13 protein-coding genes and 1 pseudogene are annotated in these 14,015 nt (G+C 70.0%); 10 read left to right on the top strand and 4 right to left on the bottom strand.

The genetic code is table 11. The features are described 5' to 3' along the window. Positions 1 to 80 precede the first annotated feature (80 nt). Positions 81 to 215, top strand: a complete 135-nt coding sequence (locus ABZ911_RS33135) for a hypothetical protein (protein ID WP_358064983.1) — start codon at positions 81 to 83, stop codon at positions 213 to 215. Between the two features lie 68 nt (positions 216 to 283). Here the strand turns inward: ABZ911_RS33135 and ABZ911_RS33130 are convergent, their stop codons facing one another. Further along, entirely contained in the window at positions 284 to 1,315 is a 1,032-nt protein-coding gene (locus ABZ911_RS33130) for a hypothetical protein (RefSeq protein ID WP_358064980.1), read from the bottom strand. Between the two features lie 113 nt (positions 1,316 to 1,428). Further along, positions 1,429 to 2,283 (bottom strand): MerR family transcriptional regulator, encoded by an 855-nt coding sequence (locus ABZ911_RS33125; RefSeq protein ID WP_358064977.1) that lies wholly within the window; start codon positions 2,281 to 2,283, stop codon positions 1,429 to 1,431. Positions 2,284 to 2,387: 104 nt separating this feature from the next. Here ABZ911_RS33125 and ABZ911_RS33120 point away from each other — a divergent pair, with 104 nt between their 5' ends. The 6 genes from ABZ911_RS33120 (at position 2,388) to speB (ending at position 9,378) form a co-directional block, all read left to right on the top strand. Beyond that, on the top strand, positions 2,388 to 4,619 hold the full coding sequence (locus tag ABZ911_RS33120; protein ID WP_358064974.1) for an alpha/beta fold hydrolase: 2,232 nt from the start codon (positions 2,388 to 2,390) through the stop codon (positions 4,617 to 4,619). Continuing rightward, on the top strand, positions 4,616 to 5,848 hold the full coding sequence (locus tag ABZ911_RS33115; protein WP_358064972.1) for an amidohydrolase family protein: 1,233 nt from the start codon (positions 4,616 to 4,618) through the stop codon (positions 5,846 to 5,848). The genes ABZ911_RS33120 and ABZ911_RS33115 overlap by 4 nt, the downstream gene beginning before the upstream one ends. 14 nt (positions 5,849 to 5,862) lie before the next feature. Beyond that, complete coding sequence (locus tag ABZ911_RS33110) at positions 5,863 to 6,414, top strand: nuclear transport factor 2 family protein (RefSeq protein WP_358064969.1); 552 nt, start codon at positions 5,863 to 5,865, stop codon at positions 6,412 to 6,414. Next, a complete protein-coding gene (locus tag ABZ911_RS33105; RefSeq protein ID WP_358064966.1) occupies positions 6,415 to 7,425 on the top strand; it encodes an LLM class flavin-dependent oxidoreductase in 1,011 nt (336 codons plus the stop codon). Then, positions 7,422 to 8,327, top strand: a complete 906-nt coding sequence (locus ABZ911_RS33100; protein ID WP_358064963.1) for a DUF1028 domain-containing protein — start codon at positions 7,422 to 7,424, stop codon at positions 8,325 to 8,327. Before ABZ911_RS33105 ends, ABZ911_RS33100 begins: the two co-directional genes overlap by 4 nt. Before the next feature lie 85 nt (positions 8,328 to 8,412). After that, positions 8,413 to 9,378, top strand: a complete 966-nt coding sequence (speB, locus tag ABZ911_RS33095) for an agmatinase (RefSeq protein WP_358064960.1) — start codon at positions 8,413 to 8,415, stop codon at positions 9,376 to 9,378. 34 nt (positions 9,379 to 9,412) lie between these two features. On the opposite strand, the pseudogene ABZ911_RS33090 reads toward speB, so the two are convergent. Further along, positions 9,413 to 10,294: pseudogene (locus ABZ911_RS33090) on the bottom strand (MFS transporter); the annotation flags it as partial. A 361-nt stretch (positions 10,295 to 10,655) separates the two neighbouring features. Between ABZ911_RS33090 and ABZ911_RS33085 the strand changes: the two are divergent. Beyond that, positions 10,656 to 11,435, top strand: coding sequence for a siderophore-interacting protein (locus ABZ911_RS33085; RefSeq protein ID WP_358064957.1), 780 nt, complete (start codon positions 10,656 to 10,658; stop codon positions 11,433 to 11,435). 22 nt (positions 11,436 to 11,457) lie between these two features. Continuing rightward, the gene (locus ABZ911_RS33080) at positions 11,458 to 12,426 is read left to right on the top strand and encodes an alpha/beta hydrolase (protein ID WP_358064954.1); all 969 of its coding nucleotides are present in this window, start codon (positions 11,458 to 11,460) and stop codon (positions 12,424 to 12,426) included. A gap of 17 nt (positions 12,427 to 12,443) precedes the next feature. On the opposite strand, the gene ABZ911_RS33075 is transcribed toward ABZ911_RS33080, so the two are convergent. Further along, the gene (locus ABZ911_RS33075) at positions 12,444 to 13,037 is read right to left on the bottom strand and encodes a TetR family transcriptional regulator (RefSeq protein WP_358064951.1); all 594 of its coding nucleotides are present in this window, start codon (positions 13,035 to 13,037) and stop codon (positions 12,444 to 12,446) included. Positions 13,038 to 13,102: 65 nt separating this feature from the next. On the opposite strand from ABZ911_RS33075, the gene ABZ911_RS33070 reads away from it, so the two are divergent. After that, positions 13,103 to 13,990, top strand: a complete 888-nt coding sequence (locus tag ABZ911_RS33070; protein WP_358064948.1) for an SDR family NAD(P)-dependent oxidoreductase — start codon at positions 13,103 to 13,105, stop codon at positions 13,988 to 13,990. Positions 13,991 to 14,015: the final 25 nt, after the last annotated feature.

Here is a 14,015-nt window from a genome sequence, read left to right as displayed (position 1 = left end):
CGGATAAGGGCCAGTTCAAAACTGTTTGAGCGTTCATATCACGAACCACCCACATGCCCGCAAGAGGTAGACGCCAGCGGGTGCGGTATCTGGCCTTCGAGGAGGACCTGGTTCAGGCCGTCATCCTCGGCCTGATCGTGGCCGGCGCGCTGGCACTGCCGAGCCCTGCGCCCGGTGGGACGGAAAGGGGGGAGGGCGCCGACCGCCCAAGCTGAGCACATCGTCGCTGTCGGCTTCCTGTATGTGGACACCCATCAACCTCAAACTGGCCCCGCAGCTTAATTCAGTCGATGTCGCGTGCCAGCTCGCGAATCTGTTCTCTGAACACGGGCCACTCCTCTGAAAACGCGAACCGGGCGAAGGTGAGGCCGTCAAGGTAGCTGGAATTCTCACTGAGCGATCGAAGGCTGTGGCGGATCGCATTAGCGGCAACCCATCGTCGCCACCCCCCTGTGTCCTGCTCCCTCTCAGCGGTGGGCTGCCCTGCCCACTGGTGTCCAAGTTCCTCGTGAACAGCGTCCACTTCATGCCATTGCGATTCGCTAAGCGGACGCCCCTCTCGAGCCGCTTGCAATACTTCGGAAACACTGGGCAAGCCGAGAGTGAAGCGGTTGATCAGTTCTTCGATCGTGTATATGAAAACCGTGTTTCTTGTCGCTTGTGATGCGTGTTGTATTTTCGAATCAAGGTCCGGTTCGTGATGTGAGAATCCGAGCGGAGGAATATCGGGCGAGATCGGCTGATCGATGTGTACGACGACCCTGGGCTCCTCGAACCATTGCTGGTCAAGGCGTGCTCCGGTGCGTGACTCCACGATGGCCATGGCCGTTGCCTGCATCGCTGGCCACGGAGAGTCGACCGCTTCGCGCAGCATCGCCACTTCTGCCGAGATCGAATCGGCGTCCACACCGACCGCCACGGCCGATTCCAGCCTATGAACCTCGGCCAGCACGTTTCCGTCTGTGGCGTAACACAGTCTGGAGGTGCCGGTGAGGTTCCACGATATATGCCACGCCTGTGCATTTCTGCTGAGCCATTCGAGAACCGGGGGATGTCCTGCGTAACTGAATCCATCGGGCTCGACGAGCGCCGTGGCCGTGTCCGACCGCCCCAGATAGATCAGGTCCCGATCATCGACTTCTTCGAGTTCACTCATGACCGGCCGGCCGCCACCGGTCAGGCGCCGCCCCACCTCGATCAACGAGAGGTTCTCTGACCGAGGTAGGACAACGGTCCAGGCCAATCCTTCCGACAGCCATGCGGAATCGGCCCGAAGCATCCACTCGTAGCGCGCCACGATGTCTCGGAAGCCCATTTACGCTGCCCCTCTCTGTACACATAAGAAGAAACCGGGCGGCAAGGCGCATACGGGAAAGCCCAGCAGCTTGTACGGCTCACGCGTGGTTGCCAAGGTGATCGACGACGGTGTCAGGTGGGCGGTTCGCTGTCGTCGGGGCCGGTGGTGGGTGCGGTCTGGATGAGGTTGGCGGCTTTGGCCTGTTCCCAGGCGCCGACTTCCAGGGGTTCCACCCACAGCAGGCGGGCAGGTTCGGAGTCGGGGTTGTCCCAGGCGAAGGGGGTGTGCGGCGGCAGGATGATCGAATCGCCCTCGGTCACCAGGAGTTCCTGCTGGTCGGGCAGGGTGAAGCGCAGCCGTCCGGCCAGGGTGAAGGCGAACGATTCGCCGGGGCGGGCGTAGGCGCCGCCGCTGCCCTCGCCGGGGGGCACGGTGAGCAGTGAGGACTCCAGCCGGTATCCGGGCAGGGTGAGCTCCTCCCAGACCACGCCGCCCTCGAACACGCCGCGCGCCCGCTCGTCTCGCCGTACCACCATCGGTCCGTGGGCGCGGAAGGCGGCCAGGGCGCTCGGCGGCACCAGCAGGGCGTCGGCGATGCGCATGATGAGCTGGGTGGAGACGCCGCTGTCGCCTCGCTCGATCGCGCCGAGGTAGGCCGGCGACAGCCCGAGCATGCCCGCGAGCTCTTTCAGGGTGAGTCCGCGAGCCCGCCTGGCGGTACGGATCGCGTTGTTGTCCGATCGGCGCTGGCCGCCTTCCGCCGAGGCTTCGTGGGCCAGGGAGGTGCGGATCGCCGCGGGATTCCAGCCGTGGCGGCGGCGCAGGTCGGCGATCTGCTGCGCGCGCGCCAGGTGTTCGTCGGTGTAGCGCCGCTGCCCGCCGCTGCTGCGGTCGGGAACCAGCAGCCCCTGGGATTCCCAGACCCGCAGAGTCTGCGGGCTCACACCGATCGCCGCAGCGACCTGCCCGATCGTGCGGTTCGTCATGGGTGGCAAGTGTAACGAGAAGTTCGGGACAACCCTCGACAAACCTACATTTCTTTTGTAGCTTTCACCCACCGTTCTTCAGACGTCCCCAGGTGGAGCCCGCCATGATCAGCGACGTTACAGAATCTCCCCCCGCCGACCTCGATCACAGTCCCGTACGCCGCCGTGGCGTGATCGAGGTCCGATCCATCGACTACGTACCGCCGTCGGAGCGCCGGGGTAAGGCGTGGCACCAGGCGCCGTTCTGGTTCACCGGTCAGCTGGTGATCTCCACCATGATCGTCGGGTTCCTCGGGCCCGCCCAGGGCCTGTCGGTGGGCTGGTCGATCGCGGCCAGTTCGCTGGGGGCGTTGACCGGCGCGTTCTTCATGGCCTTCCACGCCAATCAGGGCCCGACCATGGGCCTGCCGCAGATGGTCCAGTCCAGGGCGCAGTTCGGCGTCAGGGGCGCCGCCCTGCCGATGCTCGCCGCGATCTTCCTCTATGTCGGGCTGAGCGTGTTCGGCGTGATCCTCGGCGGCCAGGCGCTCGCGCTGGTGCTGCCGGGGTCGCCGCTGCTGTGGGGGGCGCTCATCGTCGTGGTGGCCGTCCTGCTGGCGATCATCGGCCATGACCTGCTGCACGGTGTGCTGCGGTGGTTGTCGTACCTGGTGGTGCCGGTGTTCGGGGTGTTGACCGTACTGGCGCTGGTGCACCTGGAGCCTCAGCCTCACGCGGCGGGCTTCTCGGTGGCGGCGCTGCTCATCCAGTTCGTCGCCGCCGCGGGATACCAGCTGGGGTACGCGGTCTTCGTCTCGGACTACTCGCGCTATCTCCCGGCCTCGATCTCCACCCGGGCGGTCGTCGGCTGGACCTACCTGGGCGCGGCGGCCTCGGCGATCTGGCTGATGGCGCTCGGCTCGTACATCGCCTCCTCGGTCCCGGTCGTCGACGCGCTGCCGAACCTGCAGGACATCGGCGACCGGCTGGTTCCCGGCTTCGGCACGTTCGCGGTGGTGGTCACCCTGGTGCCCAGCGCCATCGCCCTGATGGGCGTCAACCTCTACGGCGCGATGCTGTCGGGGGTGAGCATCGTAGCGGGCTTTCGGCCGCTGCGCCCGTCGGTGTCGGCGCGGGTGATCGGGATCGTGGCGGGCGGCGTCTGCGCCTACCTGGTCGCGCTCGCCATGCCGGTCGCCTACCTGGGCAGCTTCAATGACTTCGTCACGATCGTGCTGTACCTGCTGGTGCCCTGGTCGGCGGTGAACCTCGCCGACTACTACTGGGTACGGCGCGGCCGGTACGCGGTCACCGCGCTCTTCGACCAGAACGGCATCTACCGGCGATGGGGCGCCAGCGGACTGATCGCCTACGGGCTCGGTTTCGCGGCGATGATCCCCTTCATGTCCACCGGCCTCTTCACCGGCCCGGCGGCCGTGGCGCTGGGCGGCGCGGACGTCGCCTTCGTGGTGGGGCTGCTCGTCGCCGGCGGCGCGTACCTGGTGGGCAACCGCCACTACGACGCCGCCGACGAGGAGCCCGCCATCCTGGCCAGCCGGCGGCAGCTCGCCGAGGCGGCCGACGGTCTCGAACGCCGCACGGTCGACACCGCCACCGGCCCCCTGTCGGCGCTGGTACGGCGTGGGTCGCTCGAGGCGACGCCGATCTTGTTCGTGCATCCGGCCAACATGTCGGCCCGTTGCTGGCGCGCCCTGGCCGCCCGGTTGCCGGCCGAGCAAGGCTGGATCGCGGTCGACCTGCGCGGCCACGGGGAGTCGACCCGATCGGGCGACTACAGCGTGGAGAGCTGGAGCGCGGACTGCGTCCAGGTTCTCGCCGCGCTCGGCGTGCCGAGAGCGCACCTGGTCGGCGGCTCGGTAGGCGGCACCGTCGTGGTCGAGCTGGCGGCGCGTCACCCGGACCTGGCGGCTTCGATCACCACGGTGGGAGGCGCCTTCCTGCCCGTGGACCCCGACGAGGGCGGCCTGATCGAGGACATCCTCGCGGTCGGCCCCGAGTTGGCGCTGCGCCGTACCACTGAGGAGGCGGTGAGTGTCGGGGAGGTCGTCGAAGACGCGATCGCCGGCCAGAGCCGCAACGACGCCGCCACCACGATCGCGATCTGGCGCGCCGCCGCGGCCGCCGACACCACATCGACGGCGGCCCTGGTGGGCTGCCCGGCGCTGGTCGTGGTGGGCGAGCGGGACGGCGGCTGCCCGCCGGAGGAGTCGGCCGGGTTCGTGCGGAGCACCGGCGCCCGGCTGGAGGTCATGCCGGGAATCGGCCACCTGCCGATGTACGAGGCCCCGGCGGAGCTGGCCGTGCTGCTGATCGAACACCTGCGGAGGACCCCGTGAGAACGATTTACCGTGGAGCCACCCTCTATGACGGCACCGCGGCACCACCGGCCGTGGGTGACCTGGTGGTCGCGGATGGGCGCATCGAGGCCGCCGGGCCCGCCGACGCGGGCGCGCGGGTGGTGGACGTGTCGGGGCGCAGCATCATCCCCGGTCTGATCGACTGCCACACCCACTTGACGCTGCCGCACCTGGACATGCCGCGGCTGGTGAACACGCCGCTGTCCTACCGGTTCCTGCGGACCGGCCGCGTACTGGCCCAGACCCTGGACCTCGGGATCACCACCGTGCGCGACGCGGGCGGGGCGGACAGCGGCATCGCGCAGGCGGTCGCCGACGGGCTGGTGCGCGGCCCGCGGGTGCGTACGGCGATCGGCATGATCTCCCCGACCGGCGGGCACGCCGATCCGTGGCGACGCTCCGGGAACGCTCCACGCTGGCAGTTCCCGCTCTACCCCGGCATGCCGGACACGGTGGCCGACGGCCCGATCGGGATGCGCCGGGTGGTGCGCGAACTCGTCAGGGCGGGCGCCGACGTCATCAAAGTGGCGGTTTCCGGCGGGCTCAGCTCACCGTTGGACGACCCCAGACACTGCCAAGTCCGCCAGGACGAACTCGCCGCCCTGGTCGAGGAGGCCGGCGCGGCGGGCCTGCGGGTGATGGCGCACGCGCACGGCTCGGCGGCCATCACCGCGGCCGTCCTGGCGGGAGTCGCCTCGATCGAGCACGGCGTGTTCCTCGACGAGGAGAACATCGCTTTGATGCTCGAGCACGGCACCTTCCTGGTGCCCACCCTCGCCGCCGCCCGCGCCTTCCTGGCAGCCACTGAGGCCGACCCCATGGCCGAGCCGGGCACCCTGGCCCAGCTCAGAGAGGCGACCTCGGTGCACGAGAGCAACCTGCGCCGGGCGATCCAGGCGGGCGTACGGATCGTGATGGGCTCGGACGCCGGGTTCTCCCCGCACGGCCAGAACCTCCAGGAGTTGGAGGCCCTGGCACAGGCCGGTCTGGAGCGCGCCGAGGTGCTGCGCGGCGCGACGTCGGCCGCGGCCGAACTGCTCGGCGCGGCCGACGAGATCGGCACGCTGCGGCCAGGACTGCGCGCCGACTTCTCCATCGTGGCCGGCGACCCCCTCGACTTCGCCGGCCTGGCGGACCGCATCGAGGCGGTCTATCAGGACGGTGTCCTGGCCGGCGGCCCGGCCTTCACCAGCGACGACCATCACTAGAACAGGAACAGGACATGAGCGATATCCAGTACATCCAGCGCAGTGCCCCGGCCGAGGACATCGACGAGATTCTGCGGTTGAGCCGTGAATGGTGGGAGTCCAACATCGGCTACGTCATTCCCCGCATGGTGCAGGTCTTTCCTTCACCGGGGGAGGAGTACCTGATGTTCAACTTCAACGGCCACCCCTACTTCAACATGCGCGAGAAGGTCGCCCTGTGGGAGTACTACCGCCAGAGCGAGGACCTCGTCGGTACGCCCGAGGTGCGGGTCATGCGGTTGGAGGTGCGCGGCGACACCGCTTGGCTGGCCTGCGAGGTGAGGATTGACGAAGTCGCGCTGGCCGACGGCGCGCACGACGACGACACCCGCAACACGCTGCTGGTGCGCGCCACCGAGATCTACCACCGCGACAACGGAGAGGGAGCGCCGCAGTGGCGGATGTGGCACACCCACATCAGCCCCCTGCCTCCGGCCGACGAGCCCAGGCCGGGCTTCGGCGACACCACCGACGACCGCGGGCTCGGCTGGGTGCCGTGGCAGCCGCTGCCCGAGCGGGAGGCGTAGATGACCACCCACTCCAGCTCTCCGCGCCGCCCGGCCATCGGCCTGCTGCTGGGCAGTTCCCAGGCCCCGCACGACATCCTGACGGCCGCGGCGGCGGCCGAACGCGCCGGTCTCGACGAGCTCTGGCTCGGCGAGGACTACTTCTTCACCGGCGCTTTCGCCACCGCCGCCACGCTCCTGGCCGCCACCCGGCTGCCGGTCGGCATCGGCATCGTCCCCGCCACCACCCGCCACCCCGCGGTGACCGCGATGGAGATCGCCACCCTGGCCGGCCTGCATCCGGGACGGGTACGCGCCGGGGTCGGCCTCGGCGTGCCCGAATGGCTCAACGCCATGCAGGTACGGCCCCGCTCTCCCCTCGGCGCCGTCGGCGACACCCTGCGGGGACTGCGCACCCTGCTGCGGGGCGACACGCTCACCGGCGAGTTCGCCACCTTCACCGCGGACGAGATCACCCTCGAACATCCCCCCGCCACGCCGCCGCCGCTGTACGCCGGAGTGGGCGGGCCCAAGGCACTGCGACTGTCCGCGGGTGAGGCCGACGGCACCGTCCTGTCGGTGCTGGCAGGCGCGGACTACGTGCGCTGGGCCCGCCGGCAGCTGACCGAGGCGGGAGCGGGCGACGACCACCGGCTCGTGGTGTACGCCCTGTGCGCCATCGACGACGACCGCGACGCCGCCCGGGCCGCGCTGCGCGAACTGTTCGGGCTCTACCTGCTCAGCGGCCCGCGCAACCCGATGACCGAGGTCCAGGGCATCGCCGACGAGGCCGAAGCGCTCGCCGCGCGGGGAATCGAGGCCGCCATCCCGCACATCCCCGACGAGTGGCTCGACCGGCTGGCCGTCGTGGGCACCCCCAGCGACTGCGCGGCGCAGATCGACGCCCTCACCGAGGCCGGAGCCGACGCGGTGGCGGTGGCCTTCCCGCCGGACCAGCCGGCCGAGCTGATGGTCGAGCGCCTGGCCAAGGGCGTGATCCCGCTCCTGGCAACCGCCGGGGCCGCGCGATGACCTACTCCATCCTGGCCCGCGACGAGGACACGGGAAGGCTCGGCGTCGCCGTCGCCTCGCACTATCTCGGCGTCGGCGGGCTCGCGCCGTGGGCGCGGGCGGGCGTGGGCGCGGTCGCCACCCAGGCGTTCGTCAACCCGGCCTATGGCCCGCACGGGCTCGACCTGCTGGCCGAGGGCCGTACCCCGCAGGATGCCCTCGACCGGATGCTGGCGGCCGACCCCGACCACCGTCAGCGCCAGGTGGCGCTGGTGGACGCCACTGGTGAGGTCGTCGCGTACACCGGCCGGTATTGCTACGCGCACGCCGGGCACGCGAGCCGGCCCGGTGTGTGCGCGCAGGGCAACATGCTCAGCGCTCCCGACATCCCCGATGCCATGGTGGAGGCATACCTCGAGGCGCCGGGAGACTTCGCCGCCCGCCTGCTCGCCGCCCTGCGGGCGGCACAGCGGCGCGGCGGGGACGCCCGGGGGCGGCAGTCGGCCAGCCTGCACATCGTGGCCGCCGAACGGGGACAGTGGGCAAGCGACGGGGTGGTCGTCGACCTGCGGGTCGACGACCACGACGACCCGCTCGCCGAGCTGCACCGGCTCACCGCCCTGCACCGCGCCTACGGCGACATCGGCGTCATCTTCACCCCCGGCATGGTCAGCGGGTACCGGGCACCCGCGCACGGCCAGGTCGCCACAGCCGTCGCCGCCCTGGAACGCGCCGCCGTCCTGCTGCCGGGCAACGCCGAGCCGCTCATGTGGAAGGCCATCGTGCTCGCCCGTGCGGGTCGCCTTTCGGAGGCTCAGCAGGCCATCACCCACACCCTGTCCGTCAACCCCGAGCTGGTCCCCTTCTTCGACCGGCTCAGGGATCAGGGCGTCATCCCCGTCACCGATACCGCGCTCGGTTAGGCCGCGCGCCCGCACGCCGTGCTCATCCGGGCGCGGCGTGCGGTCCTCCCTCCGCGGTCTGGCGAGCAGGAAAGAAGGCGATCTCATGAACAGCACCACCCCGCGCGGGCCCGTCGACTCCTCCCGCGTCCCGCGCTACGCCGGACCGGCGACCTTCGCCCGGCTGCCCCGCCTGGACGAGGTCGGCACCGCCGAGGTGGCCGTGCTCGGCGTCCCGTTCGACAGCGGCGTCTCCTACCGCCCCGGCGCCCGCTTCGGCGGCAACGCCATCCGTGAAGCCTCCCGCCTGCTGCGCCCGTACAACCCCGCGCAGGATGCCTCCCCCTTCGCACTGGCCCAGGTGGCCGACGCGGGTGACGTCGCGGCCAACCCGTTCAACATCGGCGAGGCCATCGACACCGTCCAGGCCGCCGCCACCGGCCTGCTCGACACCGGCGCCCGCCTGATGACGCTGGGCGGCGACCACACCATCGCGCTGCCCCTGCTGCGCGCGGTGGCCGCCAAGCACGGCCCCGTCGCGCTGCTGCACTTCGACGCCCACCTGGACACCTGGGACACCTACTTCGGCGCCGAATACACCCACGGCACCCCCTTCCGCCGCGCGGTGGAGGAAGGCATCCTCGACACCTCCGCCCTCTGCCACGTCGGCACCCGCGGCCCCCTGTACGGCAGGCGGGACCTCACCGACGACGAGAGGATGGGCTTCGGCATCCTCACCTCCGCCGACGTGATGCGGGCCGGCGTCGACGAGGTCGCCCAGCGACTGCGCGAGCGCGTCGGCGATCGCCCGCTGTACATCTCCATCGACATCGACGTCCTGGACCCGGCCCACGCCCCCGGCACGGGCACCCCGGAGGCCGGTGGGCTGACCTCCCGCGAACTGCTGGAGATCCTGCGCGGCCTCGCCTCCTGCGAGCTGGTCTCGGCCGACCTCGTCGAGGTCGCCCCCGCCTACGACCACGCCGAGATCACCTCAGTCGCCGCCGCCCACCTCGCCTACGAACTGACCACCATCATGGCCCGCCAGATCGCAGCGCCGGATAGCCCTTGATCTGCGGCGGCGCGCGTGGTCTGCCTTGCTGGGGTCAGTCCGCAGGTGTCGTGTGCAGTTCGGGGAAGCCGGTACGGCGGGCCGCCGCTGCCGCGCCCAAGCCTGCCGCGAGTAGCGCGAGAGCGGTCCAAGGCACCGCCCCGATCCCGAGCATCGCCAGGATCTGACCGCCGAGGACAGCGCCCGTGCCGATGCCGATGTTGAAGCCGGAGTTCAGTACGGAGTCGGCGACCTCGGGCGCGGCGGGCGACGCCCGTACCACCGCCGCGTGCAGGAGCGTGGGTAGTGCGCCGAAGGCGAGGCCCCACGCGGCGACGGCCGCGATCGCGATCGCCGTGTGCTGCCCGGCGACGGCGAGCACGAGGACGGCGGCGGTCATCAGGGCCAAGCCCGCGAGTACGGCGCCGCGCGGGCGGCGGTCGACCAGGGCCGCGGCGGCTCCGACACCTACCGCGCCGGCCGCGCCGTACGCGAGCAGCGCCCAGCCGATCGCGGACTCGGCGAGGCCGGCGCGCTCCAGCAGCGGCGCGATGTAGGTGTATACGGCAAAGTGGCCGAGCATCACGACCAGCGTGGTGCCCGCGACGACCACCACTCCGGGCGTGCGCAGCACATCCGGCACCCGCACCCGCGCGTGCGACCGATCGCCGGGCAGCGCGGGCAGCACGCGCGCCATGAGTATGGCGAGCAGCAGGGCGATCACGGTCAGGCCGGCGAACGCGGCCCGCCAGCCGGTCACCGTACCGGCCGCCGTGCCGAGTGGCACGCCGATCGTCAGCGCCGCGGCCTGGCCCGCGAACACGATCGCGACCGCGCGGCCGACACGCTCGGGAGCGACCATGCGGGCCGCGTACGCCGCCGCCATCGACCAGAACACGCCCGCGAGCAGCCCACCGGCGGCGCGGGCGACGAGCGTGACCGGATAGCTGTCAGAAGCTCATTTTAGTCGCCCGCCCGCATCGACCTCAGCCCCTACCTGGGCCGCTATGTCATGCCGATCGCCACCTGCGACGTCAGCGAGGCCGACGGCTTCCTGGAGATCACCACCACACCCGGGGGTCTCGCGGCCGAGTTGGCCCCGAATCCGACGACCACCCGCTTCGTTCCGAGGGGTATTGCCGAAAGATCCCTAACTTAGGCTAGCCTAACCTTGCTACGTGCGTCGGATGGTCGGCGGCGCTTCGACAGCCTCCTTTGGATGCCTGCTCTCACCGGTGCGGCGAAAGGAACGGATCGTGGTCAAGACCAACATCAGGGCTGTCCGTATCAAGCCAGAGATGTCCGAACCGCTCGTCCTGCGGGTGCGGCGTACGGCGCAGATCGCTCCGCACTTCGTGCGGGTCACCCTCGGTGACGGGGACATCGCGCGGTTCACTCCCATGGGGTACGACCAGTGGTTCCGGCTGTTCATCCCCGTCCCCGGCAAGCCGCTGCCACGCCTTCCCGACAAGCTGACCATGGCGTCCTACCTGAGATACCTGACGATCTCCAAACAGGACCGCCCGATCCTGCGCAGCTACAGCGTGCGCGCCTACCGCGCCGAAGGTCCCGAGATCGACGTGGACTTCGTCCTGCACGACCCGCCCGCGGGTGGTACGCCGGGATCGGCCGCCTCCTGGGCGCAGACCTGCCGGCCGGGGGATCAGGTGGCGATCCTCGACGAAGGGGTGACCTTCAACCCACCTGCCGACACGACCAATGTGCTGCTCGTGGCTGACGAGAGCGGTCTGCCGGCCATTGGGGGGATCCTGGCCTCGCTGCCGCGTGACGTCAGCGGTCGCGCCTTGGTCGAGGTGCCCTCTCCCGCCGATGTCCAGGAATTGGATCCGCCACCCGGCGTGACGGTGGATTGGGTGATCCGTGACGATCCGCACGCCCTCCCCGGGCGTGCGGTGCTCGCCGCCGCCGAGCAAGTGGCCCTGCCTGACGAGCCCACCTTCGGCTGGGTGGTGGGTGAGCAGGCCCTGCCGGTCGCGCTTCGCCGCCACTGGATCGCGGCGGGTCTACCGAAAGACCGGATCGTGTTCTGCGGCTACTGGCGGGCTGGGCGGGGATGAGTCAGGCCGCGAAAGAGACCTGGTGGCGCGTCACCGCCGCCGCACGAAGGCCATCGGCGCCGACCAGTCGCCCGGCGCCGTACCTGGTGAGGTGATCACAGGAATGCATGCCGACCGTGAGGAGTTCGGCCACCTCCAGGGCCGGTCGGAGTGGGTGGCCACCCGTGACGGGCGGCGCCTGCACGCCATGGTCCTGCCCGGGCCCGGCCCCCACGCCCCGACTGTCGTGTTCGAAGCCGGCGCCGCCACCACCCGCTCGTCCTGGGCGCTCGTCCAACCGGCTGTGGGGGCGTTCGCCCGGGCGATCGTCTACGACCGCTCCGGTCTCGGCCGCTCCGCCCCCGACCCCGACTCCCGGACGCTGCAGCGCATGGCCGACGACCTGGTCGACCTCCTCGACCACTACGGACAAGGGCCCTTCATCCTCGTCGGCCACAGCGCCGGAGGCCCGATCACCCGCCTCGCCGCCGCCGGCCGGGCCGATCGAGTCGCCGGCCTCGTAATCGTCGACCCCACCGACGAAGCCGCCGACGTACTGTTCACCCCGGCCTTCCGTCGCCTGGAGCGCACCGCCATCCGCGTCAACATGCTCCTGGCGCGTACACGCCTGCTCGCATGGGCCTACCGGTTCTCGATCTCGGCCCTGCCCGATGACGCCCAACGAGACATGCGGCGCGAAGGCTTCACCGTCGGCACCATCCACACCCACGCCGCCCAAGCCCGCACCTTCCTCGACGAACTCGCCGCCTGGCGCACCAGCCCACCCGGCCTCGGCGACATCCCCATCACCGTCATCTCCGGCGGCCGCGCCGGGGACGGCATGCCCACCCGGCTTCGCGCCCAGGCCAACGCCTCCCACGCCCACCGTGCCGGGCAGTCCGTGAATGGACGCCACGTCATCGCCGAACACTCCGGTCACTACATTCCGCTCACCGAACCCGGCGTCATCACCGACGAGATCAGCAGGTACGTGCTTCGCGGCCACCTCTGAAGCTCGCGCGTCCCCGATCAGGAGGATGGTTCGGCCGGAGGGCAACAGGCCGGGCGGGCGAGGCCGAATGCCCGGTCGATGAGTTCGGCCCGGTCGGTCTTGGCGCCCAGCCGGAACCACTCATCGGAAGCGCAGTCGAGAGCGGCCGCCGCGCAGGCTGTGATGAGTTCGGCGGCGAAGGCATCGAGGCCGGACCTGGTGCGGACCGCGTCGGCGAGCTGTCTCCGTATCTCATCGCGCTTGTGGTGAAAACGAGCCCGTAGCACGGGGGTTGTCTCGATGAGTCGCTGGCGCTCGAGAGCGCGGCGTTCGTCCTCGATCTCCTGGTTCCATTCGCGCAGTACGGCATGCAGCGACTCCCAGGGCCCCTCGGTCGCGGGACGGTTCCGGAACTCCTCGGCGATGTCATCGCCGAGGGCCTGAACCCCTTCGAAGACCACATCCTCCTTGGCCGGGAAGTACCGGAAGAAGCTTCGTTTGGAGATGCCGGCGGCCCCGGCGATGTCGTCCACCGTGGTCTCGTCGAATCCGCGCTCGATGAACAGCTTCATGGCCACTTCGGCGAGCTGGCTTCGGACCGCTCGCCGGGTCCGCTCTCTCAACCCCGTCATGCACCCGAGTGTACATCAAGGCATCAGATGTATAGTGTGGCACCGAGTGACAAGAAGGAGCTGCCATGCAAGGAAAGACAGTCCTGATCACCGGAAGCACCGCGGGGATCGGCAAGGAAACCGCCCGCGGCCTGGCCATCCGGGGAGCCTCCGTCATCCTCGTCGGCCTGGACACGATCGAAGCCCGCCAAGCCGTACACGAGATCAGCCGGGACGCGGGGCATGACCGTGTCCAGGCCCTCGTCGCGGATATCACCAGCCGGGATGGCCTGGCTCAGCTGGCGTCACAGGTGGCCGAGTGTTCCGACTCGCTCGATGTGCTGATCAACAACGTCGGCCTGAACCTCCCGGCCAGGCAGCTCACGGCCGACGGCGTCGAGAGGATGTTCGCCGCCCATGTCCTGGCCCCCTTCACCCTCACGCACCTCTTGCTGCCGCAACTGCGTCGCGCCGGGGCGGCCAGGGTCATCAACATCACCGGCGGCATCCCCGGCGGCCCCATCGAACGCGACAATCTGCAAGCCGAACGGCGCTTCATGGGCTGGACATTCAGCCAGTACAACCACACCAAGACGATGACGATGGCGATGACCTACCGCCTCGCCCAGGAACTCGCCGGCACCGGCGTAACCGCCAACGTGGCCTACCCCGGACACGGCTACACGCCCATGAACAAGTCGACGGCGATCAAGGCGTTTCCGATGGTCTATCGCCCCATCGCACCCCTGGTCTTGAAGGTCATCGCGCCGCTCTTCCTCTCCGACCTGACCAGATCCGCCCGCCCCAGCGTCTACCTGGCCTCCAGTCATGAAGTGGAGGGCATCAGCGGCGCCTACTTCGACCACAAGGGCCGTCACCGGCCGTGGCCCGCAAGTGTGCTGGACGAACGCAACCGAAACGCCCTCTGGGAGCTGTGCACCAGGCTGAGCGCGGACACGCTGCAAAACGCCTGAACGCCAGATCCGAGGTCGGCCGTGG

This window comes from Nonomuraea sp. NPDC046570 (assembly GCF_040645915.1).
GTDB lineage: Bacteria > Actinomycetota > Actinomycetes > Streptosporangiales > Streptosporangiaceae > Nonomuraea.
The sequence above is the reverse complement of the archived record's forward strand: the minus strand, read 5'-3'. Positions and strand labels throughout refer to the sequence as shown.

Excerpts from the sequence above, each read along its gene's own strand:
- ABZ911_RS33130 (WP_358064980.1), bottom strand. The coding sequence starts at position 1,315 with ATGGGCTTCCGAGACATCGTGGCGCGCTACGAGTGGATGCTTCGGGCC.
- ABZ911_RS33125 (WP_358064977.1), bottom strand. The coding sequence starts at position 2,283 with ATGACGAACCGCACGATCGGGCAGGTCGCTGCGGCGATCGGTGTGAGC.
- ABZ911_RS33120 (WP_358064974.1), top strand. The coding sequence starts at position 2,388 with ATGATCAGCGACGTTACAGAATCTCCCCCCGCCGACCTCGATCACAGT.
- ABZ911_RS33110 (WP_358064969.1), top strand. The coding sequence starts at position 5,863 with ATGAGCGATATCCAGTACATCCAGCGCAGTGCCCCGGCCGAGGACATC.
- ABZ911_RS33105 (WP_358064966.1), top strand. The coding sequence starts at position 6,415 with ATGACCACCCACTCCAGCTCTCCGCGCCGCCCGGCCATCGGCCTGCTG.
- ABZ911_RS33100 (WP_358064963.1), top strand. The coding sequence starts at position 7,422 with ATGACCTACTCCATCCTGGCCCGCGACGAGGACACGGGAAGGCTCGGC.
- speB (WP_358064960.1), top strand. The coding sequence starts at position 8,413 with ATGAACAGCACCACCCCGCGCGGGCCCGTCGACTCCTCCCGCGTCCCG.
- ABZ911_RS33085 (WP_358064957.1), top strand. The coding sequence starts at position 10,656 with ATGTCCGAACCGCTCGTCCTGCGGGTGCGGCGTACGGCGCAGATCGCT.
- ABZ911_RS33075 (WP_358064951.1), bottom strand. The coding sequence starts at position 13,037 with ATGACGGGGTTGAGAGAGCGGACCCGGCGAGCGGTCCGAAGCCAGCTC.
- ABZ911_RS33070 (WP_358064948.1), top strand. The coding sequence starts at position 13,103 with ATGCAAGGAAAGACAGTCCTGATCACCGGAAGCACCGCGGGGATCGGC.